The sequence below is a fragment of the Nocardia alba NBRC 108234 genome (genome assembly GCF_001612665.1).
GTDB lineage: Bacteria > Actinomycetota > Actinomycetes > Mycobacteriales > Mycobacteriaceae > Nocardia > Nocardia alba.
On the sequence record NZ_BDAX01000034.1, the window covers coordinates 109,057 to 126,139 of the forward strand.

Genomic DNA, 17,083 nt, shown 5'->3' on the forward strand with positions numbered 1-17,083 from the left:
GTGCCGGGTTGTAGCGGTGGCTACTGCAACCAGGATTTGCGCTGGTAGAACATGTCCTCATCGGAGGGCTCATCAGGTGCGACAACCCGGTTGCGGTCGGGTTTGCGGGTGGCGGGAGCGTCGGGCTCGGCGGGCCACGGTGTCGCGGGGGCGGGCGGAGCGGCAGGCGGCGCCGACGGTGGGACGGTCGCCGACGAGGTCGGGTCGAGATCGGGGAACCGCTCGCTGTACTGGCCGACGATGGCCTCGCCCGCCTCGTCGGTGCCGACCGTGTCGTGCACCAGGCCGGTGACCTGGTCACGCAGGCGCGCCTGCGCTCGATGCGTGCAGGCCATCAGCTCCGTGGCCACGGCGGTGGGATCCATGCCCCGCACGGCGGCGGCCAAGGTGATCGCGGTGGTCGAACCGTTGGCGTCCACGGTGACACTGATCCGGCCGTCGGCCGACGTGTCGGTGACGCTCACCGCAGTCATCTTGGCGTGCAGCTCCTGGTAGCGCTGCGCCTTCTGCTCGAGGTCCTCCGCCCAGCGCGACAGCTCCGTGGCGGCATTGTTCAGATCGTCCATGCTCGTGTTCCCCTCCCGCCGGGTCCCCGGCGCTGTGCGGCGAAAGGCGTGCCGCAGCCCGCCCCGCTCGGATCGCGCCGAGCCTAGTGGACGCGGCCACCACAGCGTTCATCAGCCTGCGGCGAACGCCGAGCTGACGCCCGCTCACCCGGCGGCGGGTCAGAAGAGGAAGTAGCGCTGGGCCATCGGGAGTTCGGTGGCCGGTTCCTCGGCCCAGACCTCGCCGTCGACGCGGACGGTGAAGGTGTCGGGGTCGACTTCGATGCGGGGCATGGCGTCGTTGTGGGGCATGTCGGCCTTGGTAACGCGGCGGGCGTTCTTGACCGGCACCAACTTTCGGCGCACGTTCAACCGATTCGCGAGGCCGTCGTCGATGGCCTGTTCGGAGACGAAGTGCAGGGAGGTGGCCGCCGCGGCCGGGGCAGCGGCGCCGAACATCGGGCGCGGGAGCACGGGCTGCGGGGTGGGGATGGAGGCGTTGGCGTCGCCCATCGCGGCCCAGGCGATCATGCCGCCCTTGAGGACAGCGTGCGGGCGGACCCCGAAGAAGGCCGGTTCCCACAGCACCAGGTCGGCGAGTTTGCCGACTTCGATCGAGCCGATCTCGTCGTCGAGTCCGTGCGAGATCGCCGGGCAGATCGTGTATTTGGCGATGTAGCGCTGCACGCGGGCGTTGTCGGCCGCACCGTCGCCCACCAGGGCGCCGCGGCGGCGCTTCATCACGTGCGCGGTCTGCCAGGTGCGCATCACCACCTCACCGATACGGCCCATCGCCTGGGAGTCCGAGCCGATCATGGAGATCGCGCCCAGGTCGTGCAGGAGGTCTTCGGCGGCGATGGTGGACGGCCGGATCCGTGATTCGGCGAAGGCCAGATCCTCGGGGATGGACGGGCTCAGGTGATGGCACACCATCAGCATGTCGAGGTGCTCGTCGAGGGTGTTCACGGTGTGCGGCCGGGTGGGGTTGGTGGAACTGGGCAGCACATTGAGATGGGAAGCGACAGTGATGATGTCGGGCGCGTGACCGCCGCCCGCGCCCTCGGTGTGGTAGGCGTGGATGCCGCGTCCCGCGATGGCGGCGAGGGTGTCCTCGACGAAACCGGCCTCGTTCAGGGTGTCGGAGTGCAGCGCCACCTGCACCCCCGCCGCGTCGGCGACGGTGAGGCAGGCATCGATCGCGGCCGGAGTGGAGCCCCAGTCCTCGTGCAGCTTGAAACCCGATGCGCCGCCGCGCAATTGCTCCCACATCGATTCGTGGCTGACCGTGTTGCCCTTGCCGAGCAGCACGATGTTCATCGGCCAGTGGTCGAGGGATTCCAGCATCCGGGCCAGATGCCAGGAGCCCGGTGTGACGGTGGTGGCCTTGGAGCCCTCGGCGGGGCCGGTGCCGCCGCCGATGAGCGTGGTGATGCCGCCGCCGAGCGCCTCGTCCAGCAACTGCGGGCAGATGAAGTGGACGTGGCAGTCGATGGCGCCCGCCGTGAGAATGCGGCCGTTGCCCGCGATGATCTCGGTCGACGGGCCGACGACCAGGTCCGGGTGCACGCCCGACATCGTGTCGGGGTTACCGGCCTTGCCGATGCCGCAGATCCGGCCGTCGCGGATGCCCACGTCGGCCTTGATGATGCCCCAGTGGTCGATGATGACGACACCGGTGATGACGGTGTCGGGGGCGCCGTCGGCGCGCGTGGCGCGCGACTGTCCCATCGACTCGCGCAGTACCTTGCCGCCGCCGAACACCGCCTCCTCACCGGCGAGCCCCGGTCCGCCACTGCGGTCTTCGGTGATCTCGATGAGCAGGTCGGTGTCGGCCAGGCGAATGCGGTCGCCGGTGGTCGGCCCGAACAATTGGGCGTAGCGGGCGCGGCTCAGTTCGCTCATCGACTCTCTCCCGGATGTCGCGGCGCAGTGCCCGCCGCGCGATGGTCTTCGGTCACCTCAGGCATCCAGCCGGCCCGGCGGATTCGGGCTGATGCCGTGGACCTCGCGGGTGCCGCCGATCGGCACCAGCGAAATACGCTGCGGCAGACCGGGTTCGAAACGCACGGCGGTGCCCGCCGGTATGTCGAGCCGGTGCCCGTGGGCGGCCTCGCGGTCGAACTCCAGCGCGGCGTTGGACTGTGGGAAATGCACGTGGCTGCCCACCTGGACCGGGCGATCACCGGTGTTGACCACCTCGAGTTCCACGCGGACCGCCCCCGCGTTCAGTTCGATCGTGCCCTCGGCACAGAGATATTCGCCGGGAATCATGGTCTCGCCTATCCGATCGGGTGGTGCACGGTGACGAGCTTGGTGCCATCGGGAAACGTCGCCTCGACCTGCACGTCGTGAATCATCTCGGGCACCCCGTCCATCACATCCTCGCGGGTGAGCACCGACCGCCCCGACGACATCAATTCCGCGACGGTCCGACCGTCGCGCGCTCCCTCGAGCACGTGGTCGGTGATCATCGCGATCGACTCCGGATGGTTCAGCTTCAACCCCCGCGCCTGCCTGCGGCGCGCCAGCTCGGCCGCGTAGCTCAGCAGCAGCCGTTCCTGCTCGTGCGGCGACAGGCGCATACGTTCTCTCCTCGGCGAGTCGTGGTCGGTGAGCGACATTCTGGCACGTCCTGCGCCCGCGTGGCGACCGCCGTCGAACACGACCGGGCACGACCCCGAGGTGGTTAACGAGATGTTAACGAAGGGCTCGCACTCGGTCTCGAAGCCGCCTCGTCACCGGCCAGGCAGCTGCCGCGCCGTCTCCACGGGGCCCACGCCCGCGCGAAATCCGTTGGAGTGCGTCATCGTGCGCCCGTACCGTCACAGTCATGAACGAATGGACCGGCCTACTCAACGTGGTCGACGTCGAAGCCACCTGCTGGGTCGGCGACCCACCGGCCGGGCAGACCAACGAGATCATCGAGATCGGGATCACCGTGGTCGATCTCGCAACCCGAACGCGGGTGAGCAAACACGGGATCATCGTGCGCCCGACCCGTTCCACGGTGAGCGATTTCTGCACCGAGCTCACCACCCTCACCCAGGAGCAGGTGGATCGGGGTGTCGAGTTCGGTGAGGCGTGCCGCCTGCTGGAAACCGAGTTCGCGGCAGGTACGCGGCCGTGGGCGAGCTGGGGCGACTACGACCGCAAGCAGTTCCGCGCCCAGTGCGCGGCGACCGGCGTCGAGTACCCCTTCGGCCCCGAGCACACCAATGCCAAACAGGTGTTCGCCGAGTCCTACGACCTGCGTCGACGACCGGGCATGGACCACGCGCTCCGCATCGCCGAGATCCCCCTGGAGGGCACACACCACCGTGGCGACGACGACGCGTGGAACATCGGCGCGCTGGTCGTGGATGTCCTCGGCCGTGGCGCATGGCAGGTCACCACCGTCGACTGAGTCTCGCGCTCCGCGACGACTGCCGCCGCCCTTTCTGAAACGCACTGGCGCCGTACAGTTTCCGCGACCGCGCCGATCGACTCGTCATCAGCCCAGGCAAGCCGACGATGACGAAATGATTCCGGGCCACAGGCTCCCGGGTGGGGTCAAGCTGCGAGGTTCTGCAGGCGGACCTGGCCCCGGGCGACGGTGCGGCCGTCGGCGTCGGTGATGACGACGACCCAGAGTTGCTGGCTGCGGCCACGGTGGATCGGGGTGGCCTCGCCGGTGAGGACACCGTCGCGGACCGCGCGCAGGAAGTCGGTGTTGTTGTTGACGCCGACGACCGAACCACGCGCGCCGAACCAGATGCCGCCGCCGACGCTGGCGAGGGTTTCGATGATGGTGCAGTAGACGCCGCCGTTCTGGATGCCGGCGGGCTGGTGGAGTTCGGGGCGCACCGTCCATTCACCGCGCACCCGGTCGGGGCCGACCTCGGTGTAGCGCAGGCCGATGAAGTCGGTGAAGGTGCCTTCGCTGGCTTTGGTCATCAACTCAGGGGTGATGCCGACCAGGGACGTTTCGCTCATACTGTCCGGTTTACACCATCCAAAACGGTGGGCGGCAGGCGGTAAGACGTAGCGGCGGGCTCCGTCTCGAAAACGGAGCCCGCCGCGGCAGGATGGCGGAGTCGACCGCAGCCCTCGGGACCACCGGCTCATCCGTACGCCGAGTTCAGAGTAGGTCAGGCTTACCTAACTCGTCAAGTGTCCGTGAATTCGTCTCATTAATGTCTCATAATTCGTCTCATAATTAGTCTTTGAGATACCGATAGACGGTGGCCCGCGAGACGCCGAGCGCGGCGGCGATCTCCGCGGCGCCGCGGTGCTCGATCCGGCTCATCCGGCGCGCGGTGGCGACACCCTCGCTGTCGAGCAGCGCGGGTCGTCCGCGTTGCACCGCAACGGCATGCACCTCGTCCGGATACAGCAGGTCCACCCCCGCCAGCACCTCCGCCCGCAGGGCGGAGGGCGATTCGTCGGCGAACAGCACCACCGGGTCACTGAGCACACCCAATGCCTGCACGGCGCGCACCCGATCCGACAGCGTGGGGTCCGGACCTGCCACCAGTACGTTCGCCGCCACGACCAGGTCGCGGAACCGCTCGAAGATGCTGCCGGACGCGGCGAGCGCGAGATCGTTGACATTGAGGCGCAACAGATACCGATGCTCGAGATAGACGTCGAGGATGCCTTCGAGCGCCTGCCTGCGCGCCCGTCGCGGATCGGGATCGACCGCCGCGGCGACGGCGTCGGCGAGAGCGACGAGCAGCGGCTCGGCGAGGCCGGCGAGGATGTCGTACTTGCTCGGAAAATGGTAGAGGACACCGGCTTTGGAGATGCCGAGCTGATCGGCGATCGCCCGCACCGTCGTGCGGTGATAGCCGTGGGCGCTGAACAGATCCATCGCGACGGCGAGGATGCGCTCCCTGGTTCCGGCCGCTGCGTTATCACTCATCGACGCATTCTATTCCTTGACTGACCGCCGGTCAGAGGCCTAAGTTGGGAACTGACCAACGGTCAGTCACTGAGGAGTCGTTATGTCGACCAGTCCCCGCGTTCTCATCTCCGGCGCCAGCATCGCCGGGCCCACTCTCGCCTACTGGCTCGCCCGCCAGGGTTTCCGGCTTACCGTCGTCGAACAAGCTCCGGCGCTGCGCACGGGCGGCAACGGCGTCGACCTGCGTGGCGCGGCGGTCGGCATCGCCGAAGCCATGGGGGTGCTGCCCGCGCTGCGCGACCTCGCCACCGATATCCGGGCACTCACCTTCGTCGATGCCGAGGGACGACAGGTCGCGGGCATGCCGACCAGCACTTTCGACCGGATCGGCGATATCGAGGTGATGCGCGGCGACCTCGCCCGTGTGCTCTACGACGCCACCACCAACGACGTCGACTACCGGTTCGGCGATTCCGTCGACACCATCACCCAGGACGGCGAGGTGGTGCAGGTCGGTTTCGCCGGGGGCACCAGCGCGGAATTCGATCTGGTGATCGGCGCCGACGGCCTGCATTCGCGGGTGCGTAATCTCGCGGTGCTCAGCGAGGCCGAGGCGGCGCACCCGCTGGGCATCGGGTTCGCCACCGCCACAGTGGATGTGGCATTCGGCGCGCGAGGTGAGGTGACGCTGCACAACACACCGGGCCGCGTCGCCGGGGTGTATCGATCCGCAAAGCACCGAGACGCGCAGGCGTTCTTCGCGTTTCGCACAGAACGGGAGTTCGGATTCCCGCGCGACCGCGAATCACAGATCGAGCTGCTGCGCGAGGAATTCGCCGCGGGCGCCTGGGAGATACCGGCCCTGCTCGACGCCGCCACCGCCGATCCGACTTTCTATCTCGACGCGATGACACAGATCCGGATGCCGAACTGGTCGCGCGGGCGCGTCGGCCTGGTCGGCGATGCCGCCTACTGCCCCACCGCGTTCTCGGGTTCGGGCGCTGCCCTCGCCATCGAAGGCGCGCACATCCTCGCCACCGCGCTCGCCGAGAGCGAGCACCCCACTGTCGCGTTCGCCCGCTATGAACGCCGCCTGCGCCCGACCGTGCGCGCTCGTCAGCGTTCGGCCGGGGTCGGCGGCACCATGCTCGTGCCCGCCACCACCGCTCGAATCCGGCTGCGCAATCAGCTCACCCGGCTGATGGTGTTACCACCGTTGGCCGCCCGCGCGTTCCGGGCCGACCGCCCGCGCGGCGGACCGGATCGGCCCCCGACGAGGCTGCGTGCGTGACGCGCCGGTAGCCCGGTCGCGGGTTTGCTCAACACGATCGCAATACTCCATGATCGCTGTACCTCTATGTTCCGAGGCTTGTGTCGATGGTGAAAGCTCATGTTCTGGGCGTACAACGACCAGGGGTGGGCGCGGCGAGAGAGGCAAGATTTCGTGAGTAGTAGTCGTATTCCCCGATGGGCCGTGCAGGCGGCGATGTGCGCGGCGGTGGTCGGGGCCACGGTCGCGACACCCGCGCAGGCCGAACCCCTGTGGCCCGGCGGACCCGATGTGCCCGGCGTGCCCGCCATCGTTCCCGCGCCGCCGCCGGAGCCCGTGGTGGCCCCGTGCAGCGAGAAAGCCCGTGCGTGCCTGCAGTTGTCGACCAACAACGCGTGGTTGATGGACAACGGCAAGGTCACCTTCGGGCCCAGCCCGATGTCACACGGCCGGCCCGGTTACGAAACGCCTCCCGGCGTGTTCAAGGTGGCGTTCAAGAAGCCGTTCCACTGGAGCACCCTGCACAACGCCCCCATGGAATACGCGGTCTTCTTCAACGGCGACATCGCCTATCACATCGGACCCACCGAGGAGCAGTCCCACGGTTGTATCCGATTGACCCCGGAAGGCGCGAAGGCGCACTACGAGTGGCTGGAACCGGGCGACATCGTCGAAGTCGTTCCCTGAGTTCCGGATCGCGAACGGGGAGGCCGGTCACCGGCCTCCCCGTGTCGCGTCACCGAGTCGGCCAGGGCGTCGATGAACCAGAGCTGAGCAGCGCCGGAGGTGACGGCGTCACCGGTGAACGTCGCTGTCAAGTGCCAGTATCGGCGGATTCGATGGTCCGCGTCGGTGAGGAGTTGGCGGCGCAAGCTCGGGGTGTCGCGGCGACCGCGGGCGGTGGCGTGAACCTCGACGTAGCGGTCGAGTTCCGCGCCCGCGTGGGGTGGGCAGCCCGCTGCCACGAGCGGTTCGACAGCCACGCAGGCATCGGCCACCTCGAACAGCAAACGGCGTTCGTCGCGGATTCCGGGGGTGCCGCGGTGGCGGATGGTGTCGTACATGACGGTTGCGATATCCGGATTCGATACGGCGGCAACCAGTTCCGCATACGCGACGAGGTGTTCGGGGCGGGCCTGCGCGGTCAGTTCGGGAACGTTCATGCTGAGGAACCCGTCGATGGCCGAGGTCGGCAGCGGTGCGAGTTGGCGGCGCCAGAACGCGACGAGCACGTCGTAGGCCGCACGCGGATCGATCACGGCGGCAAGAAGATTCAGGTGTTCGCCCTGCTTTTCGGGGACCGCCGACTCGACGGCGCGCAGTAGTGCTCGGCGACGATTGAGCGCATCGAGTTCGTCGTCGACGGCGGCGCGTTCGGCGGCGATCACCTCGGCGATCGATCGGGTGCCGTCCAGAACACTCTCGATCGCCGTGAGTCCGACGCCGAAGGAGCGCAATCGGCGCAACAGCGCGAGTCGATCGACCGCGTCCGGTTCGAACACCCGGTGACCGGTGGCCGTGCGCGCGGCATCCAGCAGGCCCGCATCGCAGTAGTACCGGACTGTCCGCACCGCGACGCCCGTGCGCGCGGCGAGCTCACCGATCGTCAAATAGGTGACGTGAGTCACTTTCGCTGGCACCTCCACCTCGGTGGAACTCCTACGGTACCGAGGACGCCAACCCGAAGGAGACTCGACGATGACCGAACCCGCCACGGTGAACGACACGATCTGGCAGGCGGTGGCCGAGGAACGCACCACCCTGGTCGCCTTGCTGCGCGAGCTGCCCGAATCGGCATGGGACACCGCGTCGCTCTGTGAGGGATGGCGGATTCGCGATGTCGTGGCACATCTCGTGCTGGCCACCCGCGTCACGATCATGTCGTTGATGGGGAATCTGATTCGCGCGCGCGGCAATACCGACCGCCTCGTTCACGACACCGCCGTCCGGCACGCCGACCGAACGCCGACCGCCGAATTACTCGCCCAACTGCGCGCCACGATCGACTCGAGGGCCGTGCCGATCGGCACCACACCGATCGACCGGCTGATGGACCTGCTGGTGCACGGGCAGGACATCGCCGTACCGCTCGACATCGAGCGCGTGATGCCGACGGCGGCGGCGCAGCTGTCGCTGGAGCGGGTCTGGACGATGGGGGCGCCGTTTCACGCCCGGACTCGACTCGCCGGGTACACCCTCACCTGCACCGACACCAACTGGACGGTCGGCGCGGGAACGACGATCAGCGGCACGGCGGCCGAACTGCTCATGATCGTCACCGGCCGCACCGCACCGCCCGGGTAGCCGGACCCGGCGACACCGAGCCGGTTCCACCGGAACGAAAACGCACACGTCACCGGCGAGTGAAACAGTAGCTTGCCACAATTGAACGACGGAGATATGTTACCGGCATCACATCGGCGATCCGATGGTGACGACGCTCGATTCGGCTCGGCGGCGAGCCGGATCCCGTGCCCCGGTTCCGCCCGAGAAGTCAGCAGGCCACAACACCATGACCAACGCAATGCTTCGCGCGATCCTGTCGGCCGTCTGCGCCCTGGCAGTCGCCTCGCCTGTCGTAGTCGGCGCACCGGCATCAGCCGCGCCGGACGCGCACCTGGTGAGCCGGACGCAGTCCGACCGGGTCGCCGACATCAACGTCTACTCCCCCGCCATGGATCGCACGATCGCGCTGCGTGTACTACGCCCGGCCGACACCTCGACGCCCGCTCCGACGCTGTACTTACTGAACGGCGCGGGCGGCGGCGAGGATTCGGCCAACTGGCAGGGGCAGACCGATGCCGGTGGATTCTTCGCCGACAAGCATGTCAATGTCGTTATTCCGATGGAGGGCGCGTTCAGCTATTACACCGACTGGCGGCGACCGGACGCGGGCCTGGCGAAGAATCTGGACAACAACGGCAGCAATATGTGGACGACGTTCCTCACCCGGGAGCTGCCCCCCGTCATCGACGCGACTTTCGGCACGAACGGCGTCAATTCACTGGCCGGCATCTCGATGGCGGGGACCTCGGTACTCGATCTCGCGATCCAAGCGCCCGAGCTGTACCGCAGCGTGTCCGCCTACAGCGGCTGCGCGATGACCAGTGATCCGATCGGTCGAGCCTTCGTCTCCCTCGTCGTGCGACTGGGCGGCGGGAACACCGACAACATGTGGGGCCCGGATACCGACGCCGCGTGGCGCGAGCACGACCCCTACGCGCAAGCTCACCGATTGCCGAATATTCCGATGTATATCTCCGCGGGCAGCGGACTGCCGGGACCGCACGACACGCTGTCGAACCCGCGTGTGCAGATCATCGGAAAGAATCCGACGTCGATTCTGATGAATCAAATGCTGATCGGCGGCGGCATCGAAGCCGCGACAGCCTATTGCACGGCGAATCTGGCGCAGCGAACCCGTGAACTCGGCCGCACGAATATCACCTACGACCTCCGCCCGACCGGCACCCATTCCTGGGGCTACTGGGAAGACGACCTCCACGCCTCGTGGCCGATGATGGCGACAGCCCTCGGCATCTGAGCACCGAGGACACCCCGCCGTCGATCAGTCGTGGGTCCGCTAGCGCTGTAAGCAGCTGCTGCGCCGAACCGGAAGGCCCCGCTCCTCGAAGGCGCCCAGCAGGAGTTGGCCGCGACGTGCCCCGGCGGAGACGTCGGCGCGCGCGAGGTCGGGGACGTAAGTGGCCGCGCCGATGATGGATTCACCGACCAGGCTCCAGAAACGGCGAGCGGGCAACCCGGAGCAGCGGGTGAGTACCGCTTGCAACGGAATCAGCGAGGAGACGCAGCGTTGGGCGAGCCAGACCGCCATGGCGGCTTCACAGGGGAAGGCGACCGCGCCGGGTTCGGGATCACAGTCGACGACGCGAATCCTGGTGTCGGACAAGCCCGCCCAGTCGATGCCGCCGTCGTTGTCGTGATGGATCCACAGGTTGTCGCGACCGGGATCCCAGGCCTGCGCGTCCATCACGAACAGCGCCGTGACGCGGCCCGCCACGGCGTGGATGAGCGCGGTGGCGACCACTTCGGCGGCGATCTCGTCGTTGATCATCTCCGCGGCGTGACGTCGGTACATCAACTCGACGCGACCCTCGGACAGCCCGTTGGGCACATGCCACCATCGCCGTTTACCCTGCCCGCTCATCGCCGCGACGGCATACACGCGCGGATGCTCGGGTTGCAGCGCTTGCAACCTGGCACAGGCGCGGTCGAACGCGGCGGTGGTGCGGGACATGGCGGTGGTGACGGGCTCGGACATCGAACCTCCTCGAACGTTGGTTCCCGTGACGATGCTGTCTCGGAACATAGGTTAGGCTTACCAGACTTCACAAGTCGTGTCCGGTTTCTAGGCAGGAGAAGTTCGTCGCCGTGATCCACCCTGGCACCGTCAGACGTCGTCGTCTGACCGGGCTTCTGCTGCTCGTTGTCCTGCTCACCGTGGCAGTGGTGGCCAGCATCGCCATCGGCACCCGCTCGCTCGCACCCACCACGGTGTTCGACGCCGTCACACACGCTCTCGGCTGCGACGGCGGCCCGTTCCGATGCCCGGCCCGCTCCACCGCCGAGGAAATCGTGCGCGAGCTTCGTCTGCCGCGCACCGCACTTGCCCTGTTCGCCGGAGTGGCATTGGGCGTGGCGGGCGCGCTCATTCAGGGGTATACCCGGAATCCGCTCGCTGATGCCGGATTGTTGGGACTGAATGCGGGCGCGGGTTTCCTTGCCGCGCTGAGCATCTTCGCGTTCGGCTTCACCGCGCCCGCGCAGTACATCTGGTTCGCCTTCGCCGGGTCGGCGATCGCGGGGGTGATCGTGTTCGGGGTGTCCTCGATCGGCGGGGGCAAGGCGAGTCCGTTGAGCCTGATCCTGGCTGGGGCGGCGGTCACCGCCTTCCTCCAGGCGATGACGAACGCGATCATCGTGCTCGACAACGCCGCACTCGATACCTACCGATTCTGGGTGGTCGGCAATGTGGCCGGGCGCGAAGCGGAGGTCTTCTGGGAGGTCCTGCCGTTTCTGGTGGTCGGCGCCGGCATGGCCATGGCGGCGGCTCCCAGCCTGAATCTGCTGAGTCTCGGCGACGATGTCGCCCGCGGACTCGGTGTCGACGTCACCCGAGCGCGGGCCTTCGGCCTGTTCGCGGTGGTCCTGCTCACGGGCGGGGCGACCGCGGCGATCGGGCCGATCGCGTTTCTGGGGCTGGTGGTTCCGCACATGGCGCGGACCATCACCGGACCGGACAACAAATGGCTGATCCCGTACTCCGGACTACTCGGCGGGTTGTTGCTGCTCGTCGCCGACGTGGCAGGCCGGGTGATCGCCCGGCCCGGTGAACTCCAGGTCGGGGTGATGCTGGCCGCGATCGGCGCGCCGTTCTTCATCGCGTTGGTGCGTCGCAAGAAGTTGGTGGCGCTGTGAGTGAGGTCGAGATGAGCAAGGCCGCCGACCGGACAGCCGCCGGACCAACGAACACGGACCGCGCGGCCACCGAGCTGCGCAAGGTGCGCCCCGCGCTGCGGGTCGGGCCGGCGTCGCTGGTGCTGCGGCCGGTCGTGTTCGGCATCGTCGTGGCGCTGGCTTTCGCGGTGTTCGCACTGTTCTGCCTGGACATCGCCGTCGGCGACACCCCTATCCCGCTGAGTCGCGTCCTCGACGTGCTCGGCGGCGGCGGGACCCGATCCCAGCGCTTCATCATCATCGAATCGCGACTGCCACGGGCGCTGACAGCCGTGGTCGTCGGAGCAGCGCTCGGATTGTCGGGCGCGCTGATGCAGTCGATCCTGCACAACCCACTGGCCGGGCCCGACGTGCTCGGCATCACCACCGGCGCCAGCGTCGGCGCTGTCGCCGTGCTGGTCGGCAGCGGCGGTGCGACGACCGGACTGATCGCGACCGTCGGAGCCCCGATCGCCGCGCTGACCTGTGGCCTGCTGACCGCCGTCGTCATCTATCTGCTGGCCTGGGGTCGCGGGGGCGGCGGCGAACGCGGTGTCACCGGATTCCGGCTCGTCCTGATCGGCATCGGCGTGAACGCGGTGCTGATGTCGGTGATCAGCTGGTTGCTCACCCGCGCCAGCCTGACCGACGCCGCCCGTGCCCAGCTGTGGCTCACCGGGTCGCTCAACGGAGCCGACATGGCGAGGGTGGTGCCCGCCGTCATCGCCCTGTCCGTCGTGACGGTGGTGTCGCTGGTGTCGGCGCGCACGCTGGCCGCGCTGCGCCTGGGCGAGGACTCGACCCGGGTGCTCGGGGTGCGGATCCAGTCGCAGCAGGCCTTGCTCATCGGAGCGTCCGTCGTGGCGGCCTCGGTCGCGACCGCCGCCGTCGGGCCGGTGGGATTCGTCGCCATGGCGGCACCGCAGATCGCGAGGATGGCGCTGCGGACCGCGGGCGAGCCGCTGATCGCCTCGGCGCTGACCGGGGCCGCTCTGGTCGCGGGCGCCGACGTCGTCTCGCGCGCGCTCCTGCCCGTCGACCTCCCGGTAGGTATCGTCACAGCCGCGCTGGGTGGACCGTTTCTGCTCTACCTGCTCGTTCGCATGAACCGGAAGGCCACGCTCTCATGACAAGCCCCGCCCACCGCCTCGCCGCCGACACCGTCTCCCTCGGCTACGGGGAGCGAGTGATCGTCGACGCGCTCACCCTCGACATCGCGCCCGGCGTGGTCACCACGGTCATCGGCCCCAACGGCTGCGGCAAGTCGACGATGTTGAAGTCGCTCGGCAGGTTGCTGCGCCCGCGCGAGGGCCAGGTGGTGCTCGACGGCAAGGCCATCTCGTCGATGAAGACCAAGGACGTGGCCAGGGTGATCGGCATGCTGCCGCAGACGCCGGTGGCGCCCGAGGGACTCACGGTCGCCGATCTGGTCGCGCGCGGACGTCATCCGCATCAGTCCTGGTTGCGGCAGTGGTCGGCCGACGACGAGACCGAGGTCGCCGCGGCACTGGCCCAGACCGGCATCGCCGACCTGGCCGACCGCACCCTCGACGAACTCTCCGGCGGCCAGCGTCAGCGAGCCTGGATCTCCATGGCGCTGGCCCAGGGCACCGATATCCTGCTGCTCGACGAACCAACCACCTACCTCGATCTCGCGCACTCGCTCGAGGTCCTCGACCTCGTGGACCGGCTGCACGCCGAGTACGGGCGCACGGTGGTGATGGTGCTGCACGATCTCAATCTCGCCATCCGCTACAGCGACGAACTCGTGGTCATGCGCGAGGGCAAGATCGTCACGCAGGGTAAACCGGCCGACATCGTCACCGCCGAACTGCTGGCCGAGGTGTTCGGGCTGGAGGCCACGGTGCTCACCGATCCGGTCTCCGGACGGCCGATGGTGGTCCCGATCGGCACCCGACATGTGTACGGCGCGGCCGACTATGACGAATGACACACAGCAAACACCCCGTTACGACAATCTGTAGTACGCATGTTTGTCGTTGAGGCCGTAAAATCAGTGGGATGGCAGGTCTCGGCGAACTCGAAAAAGCGGTCATGGACCAGTTGTGGTCGGCCGATGAGCCACTCACGGTGCGGCAGGTACACGAAGCGCTGGCCGCGCGGCGCGAGCTCGCGTACACCACGGTGATGACGGTGCTCCAACGACTGGCGAAGAAAGATCTCGTCGTCCAGCGACGCGACGATCGCGCGCACCGGTACGCACCGGTTCACAGCCGCGACGAACTCGTCGCGAGCCTGATGGTCGACGCCTTGCAACAGGCCGACGCCGCAGGTAGTCGCGCCGCGGCGCTGGTGCATTTCGTGGAGCAGGTCGGCAAGGACGAAGCCGATGCGCTGCGCGAGGCGCTCGCCAAGCTCGAATCCGACGAAAACAGCGGCTAGACTCCCTGGCGGCTCTCACAATGGAGTGAGCGCCCCTGGCCCCACAACGCAGTGAGCAGAGTCGATGAACGCAACCGCGGCAGTCTTTGCTGGTCTCGCCTTGCTTCTCGCAGGGCCGGTACCAGCGCTGCTCAGTCGCGCTACCTGGGTGCACCGCAGCCCGCGCGCGGCCCTGGTGTTGTGGCAGGCGATCGCGCTGGCCGCCGTGCTCAGCGCCTTCGGATCCGGGCTGGCCATCGCCAGCCTGCTGCTCGTCCCCGGCCCCGACGGTAGGCCCACCACCTCGCCCACCCAGGAGATCGACGCGCTCGGTCTGCCGCTGTGGACGCTCTACGTGCTGGTCTTCGCGCTGACCCTGATGGTCGGCGCCCGGCTGATGTTCTCGATCGTGCGGGTCGGTGTGCACACCCGACGCCGCCGCTCCCGCCATCGCATGCTGGTCGACCTGCTCGATCAAAGTGGCCCGGTGCGCCGCGCCGCCGATATCCGCGTGCTGGCCGCCACCGAACCCATCGCCTACTGCCTGCCCGGCCTTCGCCAGCGGGTCGTGATCAGCGAGGGCACGCTGTCCAGCCTCGACGATGCCGAGATCACCGCCATCGTGAGCCACGAACGCTCGCATCTGCGCGCCCGCCACGATCTCGTGCTCGAGGCGTTCACCGCCGTGCACGAGGCCTTTCCCCGCGTGGTCCGCAGCAGAGCCGCGCTCGGCCAGGTGAAGCTGCTGATCGAACTGCTCGCCGACGACTCCGCGGTGAAGGTCACCGGGCCCAAGCCGCTCGCCCGCGCCTTGATCGCCTGCGCCAAGTCCACCGCCCCGCAGGGTGCGCTCGCCGCGGGCGGACCGAGCACGCTGATCCGCATCCAGCGGCTCGCCGGCAGCACCGGAGACGTGAGAGTCGCCACCGCCGCCTACCTCGGCTCGGCCGCGATTCTGGTCGTCCCGACACTGGCCGTGGCGGTGCCGTGGCTCCAGGAGCTCAACCGGCTCCTGCGCGGCTGACCTGGCGATCCGCCTTCCGCTTACGTGCCGCACGGCCGGTGCGACGAGGGCACCGACGCCACAGCCGCCGCAGCGGAACAAGCCTTGCCACAAACGCTTCCCTGACCAGCCTGTTTACCCAACCGGCCCCGAAGACGCCTATCCTGGGAGACCGGTCCTTCCTGCTGGGCCGCACCCCGCTCACGCCGAGGCGCGTATTCGGGTAATCGGCGCCGATCATCGTTCGGCGCGATTCGCAGCCCAACGAAAGGCCACCTTGACCAACTCTGCCGTGCCCAACGAACCGACCTTCGCCGAACTCGGCCTGCCCGTCGCGCTGGTGCAGACCCTGCGCAACGCCGGCATCGACAAGCCCTTCCCCATCCAGGCCGCCACGATCGGCGACGCCCTCGCCGGGCGCGACGTGCTCGGTCGCGGCCCGACCGGCTCGGGCAAGACCCTCGCCTTCGGCCTGCCGATGCTGACCCGCCTGGCCGAAGGCTCGCAGTCCAAGCCCGGCCGCCCGCGCGGCTTGGTGCTGGTGCCGACCCGCGAACTCGCCACCCAGATCGAGAAGGCCCTCGAAGACGTGGCCCGCTCGCTGGGACTGCGCGTGGCCTCCGTCGTCGGCGGGGCACCGATCAAGCGTCAGGCCGACCGCCTCGCCCGCGGTGTCGACCTACTCATCGCGACCCCGGGCCGCCTCGACGACCTGATCAAGCAGCGCGCCGCCGACCTGTCGGACGTGACGATCACCGCGCTCGACGAGGCCGACCACATGGCCGACATGGGCTTCTTGCCCCAGGTCACCCGCCTGCTCGACCGCACCCCCGAACGGGGTCAGCGCCTGCTGTTCTCGGCCACCCTCGACGGTGACGTGGACAAGCTGGTCAAGCGCTACATGCACAGCCCGGTGACCCACTCCACCGCGCCCGCCGAGGCCTCGGTCTCGACGATGACCCATCACCTGCTCTATGTGCGCGACAAGAACATCAAGCGCACCGTGGCCACCGAGATCGCGGCGCGCGAGGGCCTGACCATCATGTTCGTGCGCACCAAGCACGGCGCCGACCGCCTGGCCAAGCAGTTGCGCGGCGCCGGTGTCGACGCGGGCTCGCTGCACGGCGGCAAGGCGCAGAACAACCGCGTCCGCACGCTGGCGGCCTTCGCCGACGGGTCGGTGCCGGTACTGGTCACCACCGACGTGGCCGCGCGCGGCATCCACATCGACGGTGTCTCGCTGGTCGTGCACTTCGACCCGCCCGCCGAGCACAAGGCCTACCTGCACCGGGCGGGCCGCACCGCGCGCGCGGGTGAGGACGGTGTCGTGGTCACCCTCGTCACCGACGAGGAGCGCAAGGACGTCGCCGCGATGACCCGCAAGGCGGGCGTGCGCACCGACGGTGTCGACGTGCGCCCCGGCGACCGGAACCTGGTGGAGATCACCGGCGCCCGCAAGCCCAGCGGAATCGCGCTGGCCGCGCCGGTCGCGCCTGCGCAGCCGGCCAGGTCGGCGAACGGGGGCGGCGGGCGTACTCGTCGTC

The 17,083-nt window shown here is 68.5% G+C and carries 19 protein-coding genes; 11 read left to right on the top strand and 8 right to left on the bottom strand.

Going from position 1 to position 17,083, the window contains the following annotated elements:
- Window positions 1–20 precede the first annotated feature (20 nt).
- The 4 genes from NA12_RS29180 to NA12_RS29195 form a co-directional block, all read right to left on the bottom strand.
- On the bottom strand, window positions 21–566 hold the full coding sequence (locus NA12_RS29180) for a YbaB/EbfC family nucleoid-associated protein (protein WP_067458609.1): 546 nt from the start codon (window positions 564–566) through the stop codon (window positions 21–23).
- A gap of 159 nt (window positions 567–725) precedes the next feature.
- Window positions 726–2,447, bottom strand: a complete 1,722-nt coding sequence (locus tag NA12_RS29185; RefSeq protein WP_067458612.1) for an urease subunit alpha — start codon at window positions 2,445–2,447, stop codon at window positions 726–728.
- A gap of 57 nt (window positions 2,448–2,504) precedes the next feature.
- Window positions 2,505–2,816 (bottom strand): urease subunit beta, encoded by a 312-nt coding sequence (locus tag NA12_RS29190; RefSeq protein ID WP_067458615.1) that lies wholly within the window; start codon window positions 2,814–2,816, stop codon window positions 2,505–2,507.
- Window positions 2,817–2,824: 8 nt separating this feature from the next.
- Complete coding sequence (locus NA12_RS29195) at window positions 2,825–3,127, bottom strand: urease subunit gamma (protein ID WP_067458696.1); 303 nt, start codon at window positions 3,125–3,127, stop codon at window positions 2,825–2,827.
- Window positions 3,128–3,375: 248 nt separating this feature from the next.
- Between NA12_RS29195 and NA12_RS29200 the strand changes: the two genes are divergently transcribed.
- Window positions 3,376–3,948 carry a 3'-5' exonuclease gene (locus NA12_RS29200; RefSeq protein WP_067458619.1) on the top strand — a complete coding sequence of 191 codons (573 nt, stop codon included), beginning with the start codon at window positions 3,376–3,378 and terminating at the stop codon, window positions 3,946–3,948.
- Window positions 3,949–4,094: 146 nt separating this feature from the next.
- Here NA12_RS29200 and NA12_RS29205 read toward each other — a convergent pair whose 3' ends face one another.
- Both NA12_RS29205 and NA12_RS29210 read right to left on the bottom strand, forming a co-directional pair.
- Window positions 4,095–4,478: a PaaI family thioesterase gene (locus tag NA12_RS29205; RefSeq protein ID WP_067458699.1), complete on the bottom strand. Its 384-nt coding sequence runs from the start codon at window positions 4,476–4,478 to the stop codon at window positions 4,095–4,097.
- A 262-nt stretch (window positions 4,479–4,740) separates the two neighbouring features.
- The gene (locus NA12_RS29210; protein ID WP_067458622.1) at window positions 4,741–5,445 is read right to left on the bottom strand and encodes a TetR family transcriptional regulator; all 705 of its coding nucleotides are present in this window, start codon (window positions 5,443–5,445) and stop codon (window positions 4,741–4,743) included.
- 82 nt (window positions 5,446–5,527) lie between these two features.
- Here NA12_RS29210 and NA12_RS29215 point away from each other — a divergent pair, with 82 nt between their 5' ends.
- Both NA12_RS29215 and NA12_RS29220 read left to right on the top strand, forming a co-directional pair.
- Window positions 5,528–6,718 (top strand): FAD-dependent monooxygenase, encoded by a 1,191-nt coding sequence (locus NA12_RS29215; RefSeq protein ID WP_067458626.1) that lies wholly within the window; start codon window positions 5,528–5,530, stop codon window positions 6,716–6,718.
- 153 nt (window positions 6,719–6,871) lie between these two features.
- Complete coding sequence (locus NA12_RS29220) at window positions 6,872–7,384, top strand: L,D-transpeptidase (protein WP_243654985.1); 513 nt, start codon at window positions 6,872–6,874, stop codon at window positions 7,382–7,384.
- Here the strand turns inward: NA12_RS29220 and NA12_RS29225 are convergent.
- Window positions 7,339–8,325 (bottom strand): MerR family transcriptional regulator, encoded by a 987-nt coding sequence (locus NA12_RS29225; RefSeq protein WP_084473196.1) that lies wholly within the window; start codon window positions 8,323–8,325, stop codon window positions 7,339–7,341. The two genes, NA12_RS29220 and NA12_RS29225, sit on opposite strands and share 46 nt — an antisense overlap.
- Before the next feature lie 70 nt (window positions 8,326–8,395).
- Between NA12_RS29225 and NA12_RS29230 the strand changes: the two genes are divergently transcribed.
- Complete coding sequence (locus NA12_RS29230; protein ID WP_067458632.1) at window positions 8,396–9,001, top strand: maleylpyruvate isomerase family mycothiol-dependent enzyme; 606 nt, start codon at window positions 8,396–8,398, stop codon at window positions 8,999–9,001.
- 208 nt (window positions 9,002–9,209) lie between these two features.
- Complete coding sequence (locus NA12_RS29235; RefSeq protein WP_067458705.1) at window positions 9,210–10,241, top strand: alpha/beta hydrolase; 1,032 nt, start codon at window positions 9,210–9,212, stop codon at window positions 10,239–10,241.
- Between the two features lie 39 nt (window positions 10,242–10,280).
- Here the strand turns inward: NA12_RS29235 and NA12_RS29240 are convergent, their stop codons facing one another.
- Window positions 10,281–10,979, bottom strand: a complete 699-nt coding sequence (locus NA12_RS29240; protein ID WP_067458635.1) for a hypothetical protein — start codon at window positions 10,977–10,979, stop codon at window positions 10,281–10,283.
- A 110-nt stretch (window positions 10,980–11,089) separates the two neighbouring features.
- Here NA12_RS29240 and NA12_RS29245 point away from each other — a divergent pair, with 110 nt between their 5' ends.
- The 6 genes from NA12_RS29245 to NA12_RS29270 all read left to right on the top strand — a co-directional run.
- Window positions 11,090–12,136, top strand: a complete 1,047-nt coding sequence (locus NA12_RS29245) for a FecCD family ABC transporter permease (RefSeq protein ID WP_067458638.1) — start codon at window positions 11,090–11,092, stop codon at window positions 12,134–12,136.
- Complete coding sequence (locus tag NA12_RS29250; RefSeq protein WP_243654984.1) at window positions 12,133–13,284, top strand: FecCD family ABC transporter permease; 1,152 nt, start codon at window positions 12,133–12,135, stop codon at window positions 13,282–13,284. The genes NA12_RS29245 and NA12_RS29250 overlap by 4 nt, the downstream gene beginning before the upstream one ends.
- The gene (locus tag NA12_RS29255; protein WP_067458641.1) at window positions 13,281–14,105 is read left to right on the top strand and encodes an ABC transporter ATP-binding protein; all 825 of its coding nucleotides are present in this window, start codon (window positions 13,281–13,283) and stop codon (window positions 14,103–14,105) included. The genes NA12_RS29250 and NA12_RS29255 overlap by 4 nt, the downstream gene beginning before the upstream one ends.
- A 62-nt stretch (window positions 14,106–14,167) precedes the next feature.
- Window positions 14,168–14,557 (top strand): BlaI/MecI/CopY family transcriptional regulator, encoded by a 390-nt coding sequence (locus tag NA12_RS29260; protein WP_174551145.1) that lies wholly within the window; start codon window positions 14,168–14,170, stop codon window positions 14,555–14,557.
- A 64-nt stretch (window positions 14,558–14,621) separates the two neighbouring features.
- Entirely contained in the window at window positions 14,622–15,560 is a 939-nt protein-coding gene (locus tag NA12_RS29265) for a M56 family metallopeptidase (RefSeq protein ID WP_067458647.1), read from the top strand.
- A gap of 256 nt (window positions 15,561–15,816) precedes the next feature.
- Window positions 15,817–17,083 (top strand): DEAD/DEAH box helicase (locus tag NA12_RS29270; RefSeq protein ID WP_067458711.1); only part of this gene is annotated, 1,267 nt, incomplete at its 3' end.

Excerpts from the sequence above, each read along its gene's own strand:
- NA12_RS29180 (WP_067458609.1), bottom strand. The coding sequence starts at position 566 with ATGGACGATCTGAACAATGCCGCCACGGAGCTGTCGCGCTGGGCGGAG.
- NA12_RS29185 (WP_067458612.1), bottom strand. The coding sequence starts at position 2,447 with ATGAGCGAACTGAGCCGCGCCCGCTACGCCCAATTGTTCGGGCCGACC.
- NA12_RS29190 (WP_067458615.1), bottom strand. The coding sequence starts at position 2,816 with ATGATTCCCGGCGAATATCTCTGTGCCGAGGGCACGATCGAACTGAAC.
- NA12_RS29195 (WP_067458696.1), bottom strand. The coding sequence starts at position 3,127 with ATGCGCCTGTCGCCGCACGAGCAGGAACGGCTGCTGCTGAGCTACGCG.
- NA12_RS29200 (WP_067458619.1), top strand. The coding sequence starts at position 3,376 with ATGAACGAATGGACCGGCCTACTCAACGTGGTCGACGTCGAAGCCACC.
- NA12_RS29205 (WP_067458699.1), bottom strand. The coding sequence starts at position 4,478 with ATGACCAAAGCCAGCGAAGGCACCTTCACCGACTTCATCGGCCTGCGC.
- NA12_RS29210 (WP_067458622.1), bottom strand. The coding sequence starts at position 5,445 with ATGAGTGATAACGCAGCGGCCGGAACCAGGGAGCGCATCCTCGCCGTC.
- NA12_RS29215 (WP_067458626.1), top strand. The coding sequence starts at position 5,528 with ATGTCGACCAGTCCCCGCGTTCTCATCTCCGGCGCCAGCATCGCCGGG.
- NA12_RS29230 (WP_067458632.1), top strand. The coding sequence starts at position 8,396 with ATGACCGAACCCGCCACGGTGAACGACACGATCTGGCAGGCGGTGGCC.
- NA12_RS29235 (WP_067458705.1), top strand. The coding sequence starts at position 9,210 with ATGACCAACGCAATGCTTCGCGCGATCCTGTCGGCCGTCTGCGCCCTG.
- NA12_RS29240 (WP_067458635.1), bottom strand. The coding sequence starts at position 10,979 with ATGTCCGAGCCCGTCACCACCGCCATGTCCCGCACCACCGCCGCGTTC.
- NA12_RS29255 (WP_067458641.1), top strand. The coding sequence starts at position 13,281 with ATGACAAGCCCCGCCCACCGCCTCGCCGCCGACACCGTCTCCCTCGGC.
- NA12_RS29265 (WP_067458647.1), top strand. The coding sequence starts at position 14,622 with ATGAACGCAACCGCGGCAGTCTTTGCTGGTCTCGCCTTGCTTCTCGCA.